Consider the following 14,476-nt stretch of genomic DNA (forward strand, 5'->3'; position numbering starts at 1 on the left):
CCCGGATCCATAAGGATCCGGGCCTTTGTCGTGTGTCGGCGTGCCAGGGGGTACGGAAGAGCGGTAGGGAAGGGGCGAGTTGGCGTGAGTCGTGTTTGACTTGTCTCTCTGTGGGCATGTCGACAAAACGCTGAGTTACCTCACTGGCTGCGATTTACCAGGTGTGCTCGGGTGGCGGGTGGTGCGACGATGGTATTTATGGGGGACAGGGCAACTCTGTTGGAAACAGGGCGGTTTGTGCAGCGGCATGCCAGGAATGCCGCGGACGAGATCATCGAGGCGGTGGGGGTCGCCGACGCGGTCCTCGGCACCACGGCCGTGGCCGATGCCGACACCGAGAACGAGACCGAGACCGAGGCCCGGCACCGCCGTGCCGCCGAGCGCGGCGACCTCGCCTCGATGAGCGCCCTCGGCGCCATGCTGCTGCGCCGCGGCGACCTCGACGGCGCCGAGCCCCATCTGCGCGCCGCCACCGCCGAGGGGGACCGGGCCGCCGCCAACAACCTGGGCGTCCTGCTGCACCAGCGCGGCTACGCCGACGAGGCCGCCGGCTGGTGGCGGGTCGCCGCCGTCGCCGGCTCCGCCCCCGCCGCCCACGCGCTCGGCCGCCACCACCGCGAGCGCGGCGACGAGCCCGCCGCCGAGTACTGGCTGCGCCAGGCCGCCGAGCAGGGCCACGCCCTCGGCGCGTACGCCCTCGCCGACCTCCTGGAGCACCGCGGCGACGTCGGCGCCGAGCGCTGGCTGCGCGCCGCCGCCGAGCAGGGGCACCGCGAGGCCGCCTACCGGCTCGCCATGGCCCTGGAGCGGCGCGCCACCGACACGCCCCGCGGCCCGCACGCCACCGGTACCCGGCTTCCGGTCCCCGGCGCGGCCAGGAACGCGGCCAGGAGCGCCGCCGGGGTGTCCCCCGGCGTCCTGCCGGGCGGTCCGGCCGGTCCGGCCGTCGAGCCCGTGGGGGAACTCGCGGAGGCCGAGCAGTGGTTCCGGCAGGCCGCCGCGCGCGGCCACCGGCGGGCCGCGCTCCACCTCGGCGCCATCCTGGAGCAGCGCGGCGAGCTGAAGGAGGCCGGCCGCTGGTACCTCAGCTCCGCCAAGGAGGGCGAGGCCAGGGCCGCCTGCGCGCTCGGCTTCCTGCTGCGCGACGCGGGCGACGAGGAGAGCGCCGCCGTGTGGTGGCTGCGCGCCGCCCAGGACGGCGACGGCAACGCCGCCAACGCCCTGGGGGCCCTGCACGCGGCCCGGGGCGAGCAGCAGACCGCCGAGCGCTGGTACCGGGCCGCCACGGACGCCGGCGACGTCAACGGCGCCTACAACCTCGGGCTGCTCTGCGCCGCCCAGGACCGCATCCCGCAGGCCGAGCAGTGGTACCGGCGGGCCGCCTACGCGGGCCACCGCGAGGCCGCCAACGCGCTCGCCGTGCTGCTCCTCCAGGCCGGCGACGCGAACGGCGCCGAGCCCTGGTTCTCCAAGGCCGCCGAGGCCGGCAGCGTGGACGCCGCCTTCAACCTGGGCATCCTGCACGCCGGCCGCGGCGACGACCGCACGGCCCTCGTCTGGTACGAGCGGGCCGCCGCCGCCGGGCACACCGAGGCCGCCCTCCAGGTCGGCATCGCCGCCCTGCGCGACGGCGACGAGCTGACCGCCGAGCGGCACCTGCGGTGCGCGGCGGGCGGCGGCAGCGCCGAGGCCGCCTTCCGGCTCGCCTCGGTGCTCGACGCGCGCCGCCCCGAGCCCGGCCCCGCCGTGCTCGGCGCGTCCCGCGAGGAGAAGAGCGAGTGCGAGGAGTGGTACGAGCGGGCCGCCCGGCAGGGCCACCGGCGCGCCCAGGTGCGGGTCGGGATGCTCGCCGCCGCACGCGGTGACCTGGCGGAGGCCGACCGCTGGTACCGCGAGGCGGCCGAGGCGGGCAGCCGCAACGGCGCCTTCAACCTTGGCCTGCTCCTCGCCCGCGAGGGCAGCGAGCGCGAGGCCTCCCTCTGGTGGACCCGGGCCGCCCGGGCCGGCCACGGCCGCGCCGCGCTCCGGCTCGCGCTGCTCGCGGCGCGCCGGGGCGAGCTCACCGAGGGGCGCCGCTGGTGCGCCCACGCGGTGGAGCTGGGCCCCGCGGAGGTCGCCGAGCGGGCGGCGCGGCTGAGCGAGGCGCTGCACCAGGAGCTCACGGCGTGACGGCCGGGCCGGGCGCGGCTGGTGTTAACGGATTTGCGCCGGTGACGAAGGACCCGTAAGGTTGGGTTCACCGACGCGGGGTGGAGCAGCTCGGTAGCTCGCTGGGCTCATAACCCAGAGGTCGCAGGTTCAAATCCTGTCCCCGCTACTCAGTAGCAAACGAAGGCCCGGATCCGATGCACTCGGATCCGGGCCTTCGTCGTACCGGTGCACGGCCGTACCGGTGCGCGAAGAAGGGCCCCCGCCGGAGCGTGGGCCCTTTCCGTGCGTCTCAGGCCGTCGTGGCGCAGCTCGGGCAGATGCCCCGGTACGTGACCTCGACCTCGGAGATCGTGAAGCCGAAGCGCTCGCCGTCCGGCAGGTCCGCCAGGGGGTCGCCGCCCGGGTGCACGTCGCGGATCGCGCCGCACCGGCCGCAGACCAGGTGCTGGTGCGGGCGGTGGGCGTTCGGGTCGTACCGCTTGGCGCGTCCGTCGGTGGCCACCTCGATGACCTCGCCGAGGGTGACCATCTCGCCCAGCGTGTTGTAGACGGTGGCGCGCGAGATCTCGGGCAGCCGCGTCACGGCACGCGCGTGGACCTCGTCGGCGGTCAGGTGCACGTGGTCCCCGTCGAGGACTTCGGCCACGACGCGCCGCTGTGCGGTCATGCGCCAGCCGCGTCCGCGCAGTCGTTCCAACAGGTCGCTCATGAGGGTCAGCCTAACAGTCGGTGACAAGATCGCGAACAAGTGTGACTTTGGATCTGAGCTTGACTTGGACTTTGTCCAATGTAGGATCGTGCTCGGCACTGGCCGCGGCCCACGAGGGGCGGGCCGGAGACAGGACACAGGCATGACGCAGGAGGCGCACGTGACGCAGGGACCGCTCACCACGGAGGCCGGGGCTCCGGTCGCCGACAACCAGAACAGCGAGACCGCGGGCGTCGGCGGGCCGGTCCTCGTCCAGGACCAGCACCTCCTGGAGAAGCTCGCCCGCTTCAACCGCGAGCGCATCCCGGAGCGCGTGGTCCACGCGCGCGGGGCGGGCGCCTACGGCACCTTCACCGTGACCCGCGACGTCTCGCGGTGGACGCGCGCCGCCTTCCTCTCCGAGGTCGGCAAGGAGACCGAGACCTTCCTGCGCTTCTCCACTGTCGCGGGCAGCCTCGGCGCGGCCGACGCGGTCCGCGACCCGCGCGGCTGGGCGCTGAAGTTCTACACCGAGGAGGGCAACTACGACCTCGTCGGCAACAACACCCCGGTGTTCTTCGTCAGGGACGCCGTCAAGTTCCCCGACTTCATCCACACCCAGAAGCGCGACCCGTACACCGGCTCCCAGGAGGCGGACAACGTCTGGGACTTCTGGGGCCTCTCCCCGGAGTCGACGCACCAGGTCACCTGGCTCTTCGGCGACCGCGGCATCCCCGCCTCGTACCGCCGCATGAACGGCTACGGCTCGCACACGTACCAGTGGAACAACGAGGCCGGCGAGGTCTTCTGGGTCAAGTACCACTTCAAGACCGACCAGGGCATCAAGAACCTCACGCAGGCCGAGGCCAACCGGCTCGCCGGCGAGGACCCCGACTCGCACCAGCGCGACCTGCGCGAGGCCATCGAGCGCGGCGACTTCCCGAGCTGGACCGTGCAGGTCCAGATCATGCCCGCGGCCGAGGCGGCGGCCTACCGCTTCAACCCGTTCGACCTCACCAAGGTGTGGCCGCACGCGGACTACCCGCCGATCGAGATCGGCAAGCTGGAGCTCAACCGCAACCCGGAGAACGTCTTCGCCGAGGTCGAGCAGTCGATCTTCAGCCCCGCGCACTTCGTGCCGGGCATCGGCCCGTCCCCCGACAAGATGCTCCAGGGCCGCCTCTTCGCCTACGGCGACGCCCACCGCTACCGGGTCGGCGTCAACGCCGACCACCTGCCGGTGAACCGCCCGCGCGCCACCGAGGCGCGCACGCACGGGCGCGACGGCCTCCTCTACGACGGGCGCCACGGCGGCGCGAAGAACTACGAGCCGAACAGCTTCGGCGGTCCGCACCAGACCGGCCGTCCGCTGTGGCAGCCGGTCCCGGTGGCGGGCGTCACCGGCGACCACGCCGCCCCGCTCCACGCCGAGGACGACGACTTCACGCAGGCGGGCGACCTCTACCGCCTGATGTCCGAGGACGAGAAGGGCCGCCTCGTGGAGAACCTGGCGGGCTTCATCGCCAAGGTCTCGCGGGACGACATCGCCGAGCGGGCGATCGACAACTTCCGCAAGGCGGACGGTGACTTCGGCAAGCGGCTGGAGACCGCGGTCCAGGCCCTGCGCGGCTGACGGCGGCCTGCCGAGGAGAGGGGGCCGGTCCCGCCCGTACGCGTACGGGCGGGACCGGCCCTCGCGCACGTGCTCAGGCGGCGGCGGCACCGGCGCTGTGCACCGGGATCCAGCAGCGGACGATGTCGCGCACGGAGACGATCCCGACCGGCCCGTGGTCGTCCAGGACGACCAGGTGGCGGAAGCCGCCGCGGGTCATGGCCTCGGCCGCCTCCGCCAGGGTCCAGGTGGGCGCGGCGAAGACGACGTCCCGGGTGGTGTGGGCGTCGGCGGTCTCGTGGTCGGGGTCGCGGTCGGCGCCGACGGCGTCGAGGATGTCGCGCTCGGTGAGGATGCCGATGCCGCCGGAATCCCCGTCCTGGACGACGGCGGCGCCGACGCGGCGCGCCGACATCAGTCGTGCCGCCTGGCGGAGGGTGTGGGCCGGGCCGATGGTGAGGGTCACGGGACTCATGGCGTCGCGGACGAGCATGGAAGGGACCACCTCCGGTTCGAGAACTTTTTCACAAGTTCACAAGTGGGGGGAGTCTCAGAGTGGCACCGGGGGAGGAGGCCGACAAGGGGGCGCGCGAAGCGTCCCCGGGAGCGCCCGGCGCGCCCGGGGCCCCCTGAGGGCCGGTCAGCCCTCCCCGGCCTCCCGCTGGTTCAGGTACGCGAGCAGTTCGCCGTGGAGCAGCCCGTTGGACGCCGCCGCGTTCCCGCTGTGCGGCCCGTGCCGCCCGTCCAGACCCGTGTACGTGCCGCCGGCCTCCTGGACCACGATCGACACCGCCGCCATGTCCCACAGCGACAGCTCCGGCTCCGCGCAGATGTCCACGGAGCCCTCCGCGACCATCATGTACGGCCAGAAGTCGCCGTACGCCCGCGTCCGCCAGCACGCGCGCGTGAGGTCGAGGAAGCCGTCGAGGCGGCCCCGCTCCTCCCAGCCGCTCAGCGAGGAGTACGCGAACGAGGCGTCCGTCAGGGAGGCGACCTTCGAGACCCCGATCCGGGTCGCCGAGGCCAGGCTGCGGCCCGTGTACGCCCCGAGGCCCTTCGCCGCCCACCAGCGGCGGCCCAGCGCCGGGGCCGACACCACCCCCACCACCGGCTGGAACCCGGTCTCCCCGGCCTCCATCAGCGCGATCAGGGTCGCCCAGACCGGCACCCCGCGCACGTAGTTCTTCGTCCCGTCGATCGGGTCGATCACCCAGCGGCGCGGACCCGAGCCCTCCACGCCGTACTCCTCGCCCAGGATCGCGTCGCGCGGCCTGGCCCGCTGGAGCTGACCGCGGATCAGCTCCTCCGCCGCCTTGTCGGCCTCGCTCACCGGAGTCATGTCCGGCTTCGTCTCGACCTTCAGGTCGAGCGCCTGGAAGCGGTCCATGGTGGCCGCGTCGGCGGCATCGGCGAGGACGTGGGCGAGACGCAGGTCATCGTGGTAATCGGCCATGGTCGGCACTCTATCCCCGGGTGATCGCGGCCGGCCGAACCGTCCGCGGACGCCCGGCTCCTTGACAGGGCGCGCACGCCTGTCGACGCTGTGTACGGGACCGCGCACGGAACGTGCCGGTCCCGCACCGAAACGTACGGCCCGGGAGGCGCCGATGCCGACTGCCCGCGAGGCCCTGCTCGACGCGGCGCTCGCCGCGCTCACGCACCGGCCGTGGTCCGCCGTGCGGATGGCCGACCTCGCCGCCGCCGCCCTGGTCTCCCGGCAGACCCTCTACAACGAGTTCGGCAGCAAGGACGGGCTCGCCCGCGCGCTCGTGCGCAGGGAGGCCGACGCCTACCTCCAGGGCGCCCGGAAGCTGCTCGCCGCCCCGGGCCCGCCCGGCCGGACCCTCGCCGCCCTCACCGAGTGGATCGTGGTCCGGGCCGCCGCCCGGCCGGTCCTGCGGGCCCTGCTCACCGGCGCCTGGGACGCGCGGCTCCCGGCGCCCCGCCCGGCCCGGCCGGGCGCCCGGCCCGCGGCCGTCCCCGCCCAGCGCCGCGCCGACGCCGGGCCGCCCGCGCCGGGGGAGCTGGTGGCGGCCGTCGTGGCCTGCGCGGACGAACGGTGGGCGGCCGGCTGCGAACTCGCCGTCAGGATCGCGCTCAGCCACGTCGTCGCGCCCCCGGTGCCCGGCGGGACGGGCGAGGGGACCCGGCGCGCGGGAGGTCAGTGCGCGGAGCCGGAGAGCTGGAGCCCGATGACGCCCGCGATCACCAGGGTGATCGAGACGATCTTGAGCGCGGAGACCGCGTCCCCCAGGAAGACCATGCCGTAGATCGCGGTCCCGGCCGCGCCGATCCCCGTCCACACCGCGTACGCCGGACCCACGTCGAGCTTCCGCAGCGCCAGCGTGAGCAGACCGAAACTGCCCAGGGCGAAGGACGCGAAGGCGATCGTCGGCCACAGGCGCGTGAACCCGTGCGAGAGCTTGAGGCAGACCGCGAAGCCCGTTTCCAGGAACCCGGCCACCACCACCAGCAGCCACGCCATCGTCAGTGCCTCCCACGCCGTCGGTGACCGCTTCGTCGCACTCGGTGCGATTATGCACTTACCCGTACCGAACGGACGCAAAGGCGGCGCGGCTCAGTCCCCCTCGCGTCGCTCCCTGGCCGCCAGGAGCCGCCGCAGCGAGACGAGGCGCGCCGGATCGGCGTGCCCCTCCGCCACGTACGCGTCGAGGGCGCAGTCCGGCTCGTCGTGGCTGCACGCGCGCGGGCAGTTCTCCGTACCCGGCACGAGGTCGGGGAAGGCGAGGATCACCCGGGCCGGGTCGACGTGGTTCAGGCCGAAGGAGCGCACGCCCGGGGTGTCGATCACCCAGCCGCCCTCCTCGTCGTCGAGCGGCAGGGCGAGCGCCGACGTCGTGGTGTGCCGGCCGCGGCCCGTGACCGCGTTCACCACACCGGTGGTGCGCCGCCGCTCCGGCGGCACCAGGGCGTTGACGAGGGTCGTCTTGCCGACGCCGGAGTGCCCCACGAACGCGGTGGTCCGGCCCTTGAGGTGCTCGCGCACCCGCTCGGCGGCGGCCCCGTCGACGAACTCGTCCCGGGTGGTCACCACGTACGGCACGCCCAGCGCCCCGTACATCTCCAGGAGCGCGTCCGGCGACGCCAGGTCCGACTTGGTGAGGACGAGCAGCGGGGAGAGGCCGCCGTCGTACGCGGCGACCAGACAGCGGTCGATCAGCCGGGGCCGCGGCTCGGGGTCGGCGAGCGCGGTGACGATCGCCAGCTGGTCGGCGTTGGCCACGACCACCCGCTCGTACGGGTCGTCGTCGTCGGCCGTGCGGCGGAGCACCGAGGAGCGCTCCCCGATCCGTACGATCCGGGCCAGCGTGTCCTTCTCGCCGGAGAGGTCGCCGACGATCGAGACCCGGTCGCCGACCACGGCGGCCTTGCGGCCCAGCTCGCGCGCCTTCATCGTCGTCACGGTCCGGTCGCCGACCAGACAGGTCAGCCGGCCCCGGTCGACGGTGAGGACCATGCCCTCGACGGCGTCCTCGTGCTTCGGCCGGATGCTGGTCCGGGGACGGGTCCCCTTGCGGTTGGGCCGCTGGCGGATGTCGTCCTCGTCGGTGTGCTTGCCGTAACGCCGCATCGCTCAGACCCCGAGCATTTCGGTCCACATCGTCGGGAAGTCGGGCAAGGTCTTGGCCGTCGTCGCCACGTCCTCGATCTCCACGCCCTCGACCGCCAGGCCGATGACCGCGCCCGCCGTCGCCATCCGGTGGTCGTGGTACGTGCGGAAGACACCGCCGTGCAGCGGGCGCGGGCGGATGTGCAGACCGTCCTCGGTCTCCGTCACGTCCCCGCCCAGCTCGTTGATCTCCTTGGTGAGCGCCGCGAGCCGGTCCGTCTCGTGCAGCCGCAGATGGGCGACCCCGCGCAGGGTGGACGGGGAGTCGGCGAGGGCCGCGACCGCCGCGATGCCCGGGGTCAGCTCGCCGACCTCGCCGAGATCCACGTCGATGCCGTGGATCCGGCCCGTGCCGGTGAAGGTCAGACCCCTCTCCGTCAGCTCGCAGGAACCACCCATCCCGGTGAAGATCTCCCGCAGCGCGTCACCGGGCTGGGTGGTCCGCGCGGGCCAGTCCGGGACCGTCACCCGGCCGCCGGTCACCAGGGCGGCCGCCAGGAACGGCTGCGCGTTCGACAGGTCGGGCTCCACGACCAGGTCCCGGCCGCGCAGCGCGGAGGGCGTCACCCGCCACACGTCCGGCTCGCCGCCGTGCTCCGGCTCGTCGACCCGGGCGCCGACCGCGCGCAGCATGTCGACCGTCATCCGGATGTGCGGCATCGAGGGCAGCCGCGACCCCACGTGCCGCACCTCCACGCCCTGGTTGAAGCGCGGCGCGGAGAGCAGCAGGGCGCTGACGAACTGGGAGGACGAGGAGGCGTCGATCTCGACCGTGCCGCCGTCCAGACCTCCCGTGCCGTGCACGGTCATCGGCAGCGCGCCCCGGCCCTCGTCGTCGATCCGGGCGCCGAGCACGCGCAGCGCGTCGATCACGCCGTGCAGCGGACGCTCGTGGGAGCGGGGGTCGCCGTCGAAGCGCACCGGCCCCTCGGCGAGCGCCGCGACCGGCGGCAGGAAGCGCATGACCGTGCCGGCGTTGCCGACGTCGACGGCCGCGGGGCCGCGCAGCGGCGCGGGGATGATCCGCCAGGCCTCGCCGGACCCGTCGGGACCCACGCCCTCGTCGATCCGCACGCCGAGGGTGCGGAGCGCCTCGGCCATCAGGAGGGTGTCCCGGGAGCGCAGCGGGCGGCGCAGCCAGCCGGGCTCGGCGGCGAGCGCGGCGAGGACCAGGGCACGGTTCGTGACCGACTTCGACCCGGGCACGGTGACGGTCGCGTCGACGGCGCCGCGCGCGTACGGAGCGGGCCAGAGGTCGGTGGACGGGTCGGTGTGCGGGGAAGCTGCTGCGGTCATGCCCTCACTGTACGGGGGAGTCAGAAGCCCAGGAGCCAGCGCCCGCCGCCGATCAGACAGCAGATCGACACCGTGTGGAAGAAGACCAGCCACACCCCGGCGGGCACGTGGGTGAGCCGCGCGAGCTGGTCCGCGTCCGAGTCCGGGGTGCCGCCCCGGCGCCGCTTCGCCTGGAGCTCGAAGGCCGGCCGGACACCGCCCAGAAGGAGGAACCAGACCGCCGCGCAGGCGAAGGTCCCCTGCACGTCGGGACCGGTGAACAGGGAGACGAGGAGGAACGCGGCGCCCGTCGACAGGACGGTGAGGATCCCGTACGCGTTGCGGACCATCACCAGCATCGCGAGGAGCAGCGCGGTCGCCGCCCACAGCAGCAGCGTGGTCCGGTGGGTGCCGAGCAGGGCCGCGCCGCCGAGGCCGAGCAGCGGGGCCGCCGGATAGCCGGCGGCCAGGGTGAGGACTATCCCGAGACCGGTCGGGCGGCCCCTCGACACGGTCAGGCCGCTGGTGTCCGAGTGCAGCCGGATCGCTTCGAGGCGGCGGCCGGTGGCCAGGGCGACGATGCCGTGCCCGCCCTCGTGGGCGATGGTGATCGCGTTGCGGGCCGGCAGCCAGAGCCGCCGGAACAGCACCAGGGAGAGCGCGCAGCCGGCGGTGAACCAGACGATCCACTCGTCCGGGGCGGGCTGGGTGCCGAGGACGTCGTTCATTCGGCGGAAGGCTCCTCGGTCGCGGGCGGGATCGTGGCAGTGTGGCACGTATGTGCGGACGCTTTGCATCGAGTCGACGGCCCGAGGACCTCGTGGAGACCTTCGGGGTGGAGCAGTGGGACCCGGAGGAGACCCTGGCCCCCGACTGGAACGTGGCCCCCACCAAACGGGTCTGGGCCGTTCTGGAGCGTCCTCTGAAGGACGCGGATTCCAAGGAGCCGGTTCGCCAGCTCCGCACCCTGAAGTGGGGACTCGTCCCGTCCTGGTCGAAGAACCCGGACGGCGCCGCCCGGATGATCAACGCACGGGCCGAGACCCTCCACGAGAAGCCCTCCTTCAAGCGGGCCTTCGCCTCCCGCCGGTGCGTCATTCCCGCCGACGGCTACTACGAATGGGTGACCGGGACGGCGGAGCGGGACCTGGAGGTCGAGGGGAAGAAGAAGCGGCCGCGGAAGCAGCCGTACTTCGTGACCCCGGCGGACGGCTCGGTCTTCGCGATGGCGGGCCTGTACGAGTTCTGGCGCGACCGGACCCTCCCCGACGACCACCCCTCCTCCTGGTGGGTCACCTGCTCGGTGATCACCACGGAGGCGGAGACCGGACCGCTGGGCGCGGCCCCGGCCGAGGGCCCCCGCTCGCTCGCCGACATCCACCCCCGGATGCCGCTGATGCTGACGGAGGACCGCTGGGACGCCTGGCTCACCCCGGAGAACACCGACCTCGAAGAGCTGCGCGGACTGCTCTCCCCGCCGCCGGAGGGCCTGATGCGGGCCTACCCGGTGCCGACGGCCGTCAGCAACGTCCGCAACAACGGGCCCGAACTCCTGACGGAGCTGGAGGGCCCGGAGGAGGGCACGCTCTTCTGAACCGCCGTCCGCGCGGCAAGATGAGGGCGTGACCGATGAAGCGACCGACGGAGCGACGCGCCGCGAGACCGTCCCCACCGACGCCGGGGACGCCCGCGTCACCTGGTACGAGCCGGACGCGGGCCCGGAGCCGTGGACCGTCCTCGCCCTCGGCCACGGCGCCGGCGGCGGGATCGGGGCCCGCGACCTCCGGGCCCTGGCCGGGGCCCTGCCCGCCCGGGGCGTGACCGTCGCCCTCGTCGAACAGCCCTGGCGGGTCGCTGGCAAGAAGCTCGCACCCGCCCCGAAGACCCTCGACACCGCCTGGCGAGGCCTCTGGCCCGCCCTCGCGAAGCCCGGCCTCCCCGTGGTCGCGGGCGGCCGCAGCGCCGGCGCCCGGGTCGCCTGCCGCACCGGCCGCGACCTCGGCGCGACGGCCGTCCTCGCGCTGAGCTTCCCCCTGCACCCGCCGGGGAAGCCGGAGAGGTCCCGCGCCGGCGAACTCCTCGGCACCGGCCTGCCCACCCTCGTGGTCCAGGGCGGCAACGACCCCTTCGGCCGCCCCGAGGAGTTCCCGGACGGCCCGTACCGCCTCGTCGAGGTCCCGTACGGGGACCACGGCTTCGCGCTGCCCAAGCGCGCCCCCCTCGGCGGGGACGAGGCGCTCGGGCTCCTCGTGGACGGCGTCGCCGAGTGGCTCGACACCCTGCGCTGACGCCTCGTCCGCCACGCCCCCGCGCCGGGAATGCCGGACGGGTGGACGCTGTTGTTCCGTACGTCGTACGACAGCAGACAAGAGCAGGGAGAGGAAGTCCGTCGCATGGGTTCGACCATCTGCCCGGAGCGCGCGCAGGGCGCTGACCTCGACTGGACGGTGCTGCCCGCGCCCAAGGGCGCCTCGATTCGGGCGGCGGGCGGAGCGGTTCCTCGTCTATCCTCCGAAACGAGCGGGTCCGCCCCCGGGCTCGCCACCACGCTGGAGGAGGTGGGTCCGGTCACTGGGACCGACACAGGGACCGACGACGGCCCCGAGGAGACGACCGAGGAGCGCAACGCGCGCTTCGAGCGGGACGCCCTCGGCTACCTCGACCAGATGTACTCGGCCGCGCTGCGCATGACGCGCAACCCCGCGGACGCGGAGGACCTGGTGCAGGAGACCTACGCCAAGGCGTACGGGTCCTTCCACCAGTTCCGCGAGGGCACGAACCTCAAGGCGTGGATGTACCGCATCCTCACCAACACCTTCATCAACTCGTACCGCAAGAAGCAGCGCGAACCCCAGCGCAGCGCCGCCGAGGAGATCGAGGACTGGCAGCTCGCCCGCGCCGAGTCGCACATGTCGACCGGCCTGCGCTCCGCCGAGTCCCAGGCCCTCGACCACCTTCCCGACTCCGACGTGAAGGAAGCGCTGCAGGCGATCCCCGAGGAGTTCCGCATCGCCGTCTACCTCGCCGATGTCGAGGGCTTTGCGTACAAGGAGATCGCGGACATCATGGGGACACCCATCGGTACGGTGATGTCCCGGCTGCACCGGGGCCGCCGCCAGCTGCGCGGCATGCTCGAGGACTACGCCCGCGACCGCGGGCTGGTTCCCGCGGGCGCCGGAGAGTCGTCGAACGATCTGAAAGGCTCGGGCTCATGAGCTGCGGAGAGCCGCACGAGACGGACTGCTCGGAGGTCCTGGACCATCTCTACGAGTTCCTCGACCACGAGATGCCCGACAGCGACTGCACCAAGTTCGAGGTGCACTTCGAGGAGTGCTCCCCGTGCCTGGAGAAGTACGGCCTGGAGCAGGCCGTGAAGAAGCTCGTCAAGCGCTGCTGCGGCAGTGACGACGTCCCCACCGACCTGCGGGCCAAGGTCATGGGCCGGATCGAGCTGATCCGCGCCGGGCAGCTGGACCCCGAGCAGTCCGAGCAGCTCGGACAGGACGAGCGGGCCGGGCAGGACGAGCGACCCGGCAGGTCCGGGCAGGACGTCACGGCGAGCGCGCCCGCGACGCCCGCCCCGCAGGAGTAGCACCCGCCCCGTACCCCGGCCGGAGGCCGCCGCGACACGATCGCGGCGGCCTCCGGCGTAAGCCGGCCTGTATCACCCGATGGTGCGAATCGGTCCCGGCGCGCCGTCGCGGGCCGCCCGACTCGCTAGCGTGACGGGGATGACGGGTGTGAAGGTCGTCCCCCCGGCGGCCCGCGTGTACATCGGCTGCGCCCTGCTCGCCGCGGGCGCGTGCGTCCTGCCCGCGCTGCGCCCCGGCGCGCCCTGGACGACGATCGCGCTCCTCGCCGCCCTGTACGCGCTCTGCGAGCTGCCCGCCCGCTGCCCCCTCACGAGCCGCGCGCTCGGCGGCTCCGTCCCCCTGGGCACCGGCTCCTTCTTCCCCGTCCTCCTCGCCGCCGCGCTGCTCCTGCCGCCCGCCGCCGCCGCGCTCACCGCCGTGCCCGGCAGCCTCCTGGCCCGTGTCGAGGAGCCCCCGGCCGCGCCGCGCCGCGCCTGGCGGGCCGCCGCCGCGGCCCTCGCCGTCTGGGCCGCCGCCCACGCCGCCGGGGCCCTGGGCGGCCCGGCCGCCCTCGGACACGGCCGGGGCGCCCCCGACCTCCCGTACGCGCTGCTGCCCGCCGGCGTCGCCTCCCTCGTCCTCTGCCTGGTCCTCACCGCCCTCGACGGCGGCATCCGCGCCACCGTCGGCGGACTGCCCGCGCGGGCCGCCTGGCGCGGACAGTTCGGCCGGGCGCTCGCCCCGCACACCGTGCACGGTCTCGCCGGCCTGATGATGGCCGTCCTGTGGCGCAGCGCGTACGGGCCGGTCGCGGGGCTCTTCGTGCTCCTGCCCATGTACATCTCCTGCTGGGTCTTCGCCCAGTACCACCGCGAACACGCCGCCCACCGGGCCACCATCCGCGCCCTCGTCCAGGCCGTCGACATCAAGGACCGCTACACCCGGGGCCACAGCGAGCGCGTCGGCCACGCCTCCGTCCTCATCGCCCGCGAACTCGGCATGCCCGAGGACCGGCTCGACGCCGTCCGCTTCGCCGGCATCCTGCACGACGTGGGGAAGCTGGGCGTGCCCACCCGGGTGCTCCGCAAGGACGGGCCCCTCACCCCCGAGGAGCGCCGGGTCATCGAACTGCACCCCGAGTACGGACACGAGATCGTCCGGGGCATCGGGTTCCTCGGCGAGGCCCGGTCCGCGATCCTCCACCACCACGAACGCATGGACGGCAGCGGCTACCCCTACGGGCTGCGCGGGGAGCAGATCCCCGAGTTCGCCCGGATGGTCGCCGTCGCCGACGCCTTCGACGCCATGACCTCCAACCGCTCCTACAGCCGGGCCCGGCCGGTGCCGGTCGCCGTCGCCGAACTGGAGCGGTGCGCCGGCGCCCACTTCGACCCCCGGATGGTCGGCGCCCTGGTCCGGGCCCTGGACCGGTACGGCTGGCGGCCCGCCGTCACCGCCGACGAGACCCCGCCCGGCGGGACCGTCCCCAGGGCCCGGGAGGCGTCCACCCCGTCCTCCACCCCGTCCGGGGAGCGTCCATGAGGCCC

The 14,476-nt window shown here is 74.0% G+C and carries 15 protein-coding genes and 1 tRNA gene; 9 read left to right on the plus strand and 7 right to left on the minus strand.

Annotated elements, in window-relative coordinates:
- The first annotated feature begins 189 nt into the window (after nt 1-189).
- Nucleotides 190-2,169, plus strand: coding sequence for a tetratricopeptide repeat protein (locus ACFY7E_RS04090; RefSeq protein WP_389480490.1), 1,980 nt, complete (start codon nt 190-192; stop codon nt 2,167-2,169).
- Between the two features lie 74 nt (nt 2,170-2,243).
- Nucleotides 2,244-2,317 (plus strand) — tRNA-Met (locus ACFY7E_RS04095).
- 123 nt (nt 2,318-2,440) lie between these two features.
- Here the strand turns inward: ACFY7E_RS04095 and ACFY7E_RS04100 are convergent.
- On the minus strand, nt 2,441-2,860 hold the full coding sequence (locus tag ACFY7E_RS04100; protein WP_383448358.1) for a Fur family transcriptional regulator: 420 nt from the start codon (nt 2,858-2,860) through the stop codon (nt 2,441-2,443).
- A gap of 142 nt (nt 2,861-3,002) precedes the next feature.
- On the opposite strand from ACFY7E_RS04100, the gene ACFY7E_RS04105 reads away from it, so the two are divergent.
- Complete coding sequence (locus ACFY7E_RS04105) at nt 3,003-4,472, plus strand: catalase (RefSeq protein ID WP_389480493.1); 1,470 nt, start codon at nt 3,003-3,005, stop codon at nt 4,470-4,472.
- Between the two features lie 73 nt (nt 4,473-4,545).
- Here the strand turns inward: ACFY7E_RS04105 and ACFY7E_RS04110 are convergent, their stop codons facing one another.
- Nucleotides 4,546-4,944 carry a cyclic nucleotide-binding/CBS domain-containing protein gene (locus tag ACFY7E_RS04110; RefSeq protein WP_389480496.1) on the minus strand — a complete coding sequence of 133 codons (399 nt, stop codon included), beginning with the start codon at nt 4,942-4,944 and terminating at the stop codon, nt 4,546-4,548.
- A gap of 147 nt (nt 4,945-5,091) precedes the next feature.
- Nucleotides 5,092-5,904 carry a histidinol-phosphatase gene (gene hisN, locus ACFY7E_RS04115; RefSeq protein WP_389480499.1) on the minus strand — a complete coding sequence of 271 codons (813 nt, stop codon included), beginning with the start codon at nt 5,902-5,904 and terminating at the stop codon, nt 5,092-5,094.
- A gap of 154 nt (nt 5,905-6,058) precedes the next feature.
- Here hisN and ACFY7E_RS04120 point away from each other — a divergent pair, with 154 nt between their 5' ends.
- Nucleotides 6,059-6,721: a TetR/AcrR family transcriptional regulator gene (locus ACFY7E_RS04120; protein ID WP_389480501.1), complete on the plus strand. Its 663-nt coding sequence runs from the start codon at nt 6,059-6,061 to the stop codon at nt 6,719-6,721.
- Here the strand turns inward: ACFY7E_RS04120 and ACFY7E_RS04125 are convergent.
- From ACFY7E_RS04125 to ACFY7E_RS04140, 4 genes are all read right to left on the minus strand, one after another.
- Nucleotides 6,613-6,936 (minus strand): DMT family transporter, encoded by a 324-nt coding sequence (locus tag ACFY7E_RS04125; protein ID WP_389480503.1) that lies wholly within the window; start codon nt 6,934-6,936, stop codon nt 6,613-6,615. The two genes, ACFY7E_RS04120 and ACFY7E_RS04125, sit on opposite strands and share 109 nt — an antisense overlap.
- Nucleotides 6,937-7,029: 93 nt before the next feature.
- Nucleotides 7,030-8,043, minus strand: coding sequence for a ribosome small subunit-dependent GTPase A (rsgA, locus tag ACFY7E_RS04130; protein ID WP_389480506.1), 1,014 nt, complete (start codon nt 8,041-8,043; stop codon nt 7,030-7,032).
- Nucleotides 8,044-8,046: 3 nt separating this feature from the next.
- Nucleotides 8,047-9,378 carry a 3-phosphoshikimate 1-carboxyvinyltransferase gene (gene aroA / locus ACFY7E_RS04135; RefSeq protein WP_389480508.1) on the minus strand — a complete coding sequence of 444 codons (1,332 nt, stop codon included), beginning with the start codon at nt 9,376-9,378 and terminating at the stop codon, nt 8,047-8,049.
- Nucleotides 9,379-9,398: 20 nt separating this feature from the next.
- Nucleotides 9,399-10,085, minus strand: coding sequence for a M50 family metallopeptidase (locus ACFY7E_RS04140; RefSeq protein WP_389480510.1), 687 nt, complete (start codon nt 10,083-10,085; stop codon nt 9,399-9,401).
- Nucleotides 10,086-10,135: 50 nt separating this feature from the next.
- Between ACFY7E_RS04140 and ACFY7E_RS04145 the strand changes: the two genes are divergently transcribed.
- The 5 genes from ACFY7E_RS04145 (at nt 10,136) to ACFY7E_RS04165 (ending at nt 14,471) form a co-directional block, all read left to right on the plus strand.
- Nucleotides 10,136-10,951, plus strand: coding sequence for an SOS response-associated peptidase (locus tag ACFY7E_RS04145; RefSeq protein WP_389480512.1), 816 nt, complete (start codon nt 10,136-10,138; stop codon nt 10,949-10,951).
- Between the two features lie 28 nt (nt 10,952-10,979).
- Nucleotides 10,980-11,645 (plus strand): alpha/beta family hydrolase, encoded by a 666-nt coding sequence (locus ACFY7E_RS04150; RefSeq protein WP_389480515.1) that lies wholly within the window; start codon nt 10,980-10,982, stop codon nt 11,643-11,645.
- Between the two features lie 270 nt (nt 11,646-11,915).
- A complete protein-coding gene (locus tag ACFY7E_RS04155; RefSeq protein WP_383446679.1) occupies nt 11,916-12,572 on the plus strand; it encodes a sigma-70 family RNA polymerase sigma factor in 657 nt (218 codons plus the stop codon).
- Nucleotides 12,569-12,949 carry a mycothiol system anti-sigma-R factor gene (rsrA, locus tag ACFY7E_RS04160; protein WP_389480517.1) on the plus strand — a complete coding sequence of 127 codons (381 nt, stop codon included), beginning with the start codon at nt 12,569-12,571 and terminating at the stop codon, nt 12,947-12,949. The genes ACFY7E_RS04155 and rsrA overlap by 4 nt, the downstream gene beginning before the upstream one ends.
- Nucleotides 12,950-13,097: 148 nt before the next feature.
- Nucleotides 13,098-14,471, plus strand: coding sequence for an HD-GYP domain-containing protein (locus ACFY7E_RS04165; RefSeq protein WP_389481039.1), 1,374 nt, complete (start codon nt 13,098-13,100; stop codon nt 14,469-14,471).
- Nucleotides 14,472-14,476: the final 5 nt, after the last annotated feature.

It is taken from the genome of Streptomyces sp. NPDC012825 (assembly GCF_042900925.1).
In the GTDB taxonomy this organism is placed as follows: domain Bacteria; phylum Actinomycetota; class Actinomycetes; order Streptomycetales; family Streptomycetaceae; genus Streptomyces.

What these genes read in the sequence shown, in the direction of transcription:
- ACFY7E_RS04090 (WP_389480490.1), top strand. Translation starts at nt 190, where the DNA reads ATGGTATTTATGGGGGACAGGGCAACTCTGTTGGAAACAGGGCGGTTT.
- ACFY7E_RS04100 (WP_383448358.1), bottom strand. Translation starts at nt 2,860, where the DNA reads ATGAGCGACCTGTTGGAACGACTGCGCGGACGCGGCTGGCGCATGACC.
- ACFY7E_RS04105 (WP_389480493.1), top strand. Translation starts at nt 3,003, where the DNA reads ATGACGCAGGAGGCGCACGTGACGCAGGGACCGCTCACCACGGAGGCC.
- ACFY7E_RS04110 (WP_389480496.1), bottom strand. Translation starts at nt 4,944, where the DNA reads ATGCTCGTCCGCGACGCCATGAGTCCCGTGACCCTCACCATCGGCCCG.
- hisN (WP_389480499.1), bottom strand. Translation starts at nt 5,904, where the DNA reads ATGGCCGATTACCACGATGACCTGCGTCTCGCCCACGTCCTCGCCGAT.
- ACFY7E_RS04120 (WP_389480501.1), top strand. Translation starts at nt 6,059, where the DNA reads ATGCCGACTGCCCGCGAGGCCCTGCTCGACGCGGCGCTCGCCGCGCTC.
- ACFY7E_RS04125 (WP_389480503.1), bottom strand. Translation starts at nt 6,936, where the DNA reads ATGGCGTGGCTGCTGGTGGTGGTGGCCGGGTTCCTGGAAACGGGCTTC.
- rsgA (WP_389480506.1), bottom strand. Translation starts at nt 8,043, where the DNA reads ATGCGGCGTTACGGCAAGCACACCGACGAGGACGACATCCGCCAGCGG.
- aroA (WP_389480508.1), bottom strand. Translation starts at nt 9,378, where the DNA reads ATGACCGCAGCAGCTTCCCCGCACACCGACCCGTCCACCGACCTCTGG.
- ACFY7E_RS04140 (WP_389480510.1), bottom strand. Translation starts at nt 10,085, where the DNA reads ATGAACGACGTCCTCGGCACCCAGCCCGCCCCGGACGAGTGGATCGTC.
- ACFY7E_RS04145 (WP_389480512.1), top strand. Translation starts at nt 10,136, where the DNA reads ATGTGCGGACGCTTTGCATCGAGTCGACGGCCCGAGGACCTCGTGGAG.
- rsrA (WP_389480517.1), top strand. Translation starts at nt 12,569, where the DNA reads ATGAGCTGCGGAGAGCCGCACGAGACGGACTGCTCGGAGGTCCTGGAC.